Source organism: Paenibacillus sp. EKM212P (assembly GCF_011066115.1).
In the GTDB taxonomy this organism is placed as follows: Bacteria; Bacillota; Bacilli; order Paenibacillales; family Paenibacillaceae; genus Paenibacillus; species Paenibacillus polymyxa_B.
This window is the reverse complement of the sequence record NZ_JAAMNR010000044.1, coordinates 1-571: the sequence shown is the minus strand read 5'-3', so window position 1 is coordinate 571 and position 571 is coordinate 1. Positions and strand designations below refer to the sequence as shown.

Sequence of the window (571 nt, the reverse complement as noted above, 5' to 3'; positions counted from 1 at the left end):
TGGGAAATCTCATCTTGAGGGGGGCTTCACGCTTAGATGCTTTCAGCGCTTATCCCTTCCGTACATAGCTACCCAGCGGTGCTCCTGGCGGAACAACTGGTACACCAGCGGTACGTCCATCCCGGTCCTCTCGTACTAAGGACAGCTCCTCTCAAATTTCCTACGCCCACGACAGATAGGGACCGAACTGTCTCACGACGTTCTGAACCCAGCTCGCGTACCGCTTTAATGGGCGAACAGCCCAACCCTTGGGACCTACTTCAGCCCCAGGATGCGATGAGCCGACATCGAGGTGCCAAACCTCCCCGTCGATGTGGACTCTTGGGGGAGATAAGCCTGTTATCCCCAGGGTAGCTTTTATCCGTTGAGCGATGGCCCTTCCATGCGGTACCACCGGATCACTAAGCCCGACTTTCGTCCCTGCTCGACTTGTAGGTCTCGCAGTCAAGCTCCCTTCTGCCTTTGCACTCTTCGAATGATTTCCAACCATTCTGAGGGAACCTTGGGGCGCCTCCGTTACTCTTTAGGAGGCGACCGCCCCAGTCAAACTGCCCACCTGACACTGTCCTCG

1 rRNA gene is annotated in these 571 nt (G+C 56.6%); it reads right to left on the bottom strand.

Going from position 1 to position 571, the window contains the following annotated elements:
- Positions 1 to 571 (bottom strand): 23S ribosomal RNA (locus tag G9G54_RS24880); the annotation flags it as partial.